At 69.8% G+C, this 702-nt stretch carries 1 protein-coding gene; it reads left to right on the forward strand.

What is annotated here, in order from left to right:
• The coding region (locus ACGWYJ_RS38960) for a hypothetical protein (RefSeq protein ID WP_395111732.1) at positions 1–702 on the forward strand (702 nt) is incomplete at both ends.

The raw sequence follows: 702 nt of genomic DNA on the forward strand, positions 1-702 counted from the left end.
GAGCTGATCGCGCCGCCCACCTTTCTCTACACGATGGGGGAGGACGCCGCGCCCAAGCCCGATCCCGAGACCAAGGCGCTGCTGAAGGGCGATCCGTTCGCTGGCCTGGGCTCCTACCAGGCGGTGATGGAGTTCGAGTGGTGGCGCCCGCTGGAGCTGGGCGACCGCTGCCGGATGCTCCAGGCCCAGGTGGGCGTCCAGCCGAAGCCCAGCAGCTTCGGTAAGCGCACCGTCCACATCACGCACGACTTCCTCTACACCAACGGCGCGGGCGACCTGCACGCGGTGCGGCGCGGTACGTGGATCAACGCCGAGCGGCACACGTCCAAGAAGGTCGCCAAGGAGAAGCTCGTCCAGGAGCCCTACACCCCCGAGCAGCTCGCCGAGATCGACGCGGCCTATGCGGCGGAGTCACGGCGTGGCGCCGAGCCCCGCTACTGGGAGGACGTGCAGGTAGGCGACGAGCTGCAACCCCGCGTGAAGGGGCCGCTCACCACGACCGACGTGGTCGTGTGGCATCTGGGCTGGGGCATGCAGCTCACCCCGCCCGGCTCGTTCCGCCTGGCGCACCGGATCCGCCGGAAGGCGCCCGGCCTGTACCCGCCCAACGACCTGAACATCCCCGACACCGTGCAGCGCCTGCATTGGGAACCCCAGCGCGCCCAGGAACTCGGCCTGCCCAACTCCTACGACTACGGCGGT

It is taken from the genome of Actinomadura sp. SCN-SB, from assembly GCF_043906805.1.
Taxonomy (GTDB): Bacteria; Actinomycetota; Actinomycetes; order Streptosporangiales; family Streptosporangiaceae; genus Spirillospora.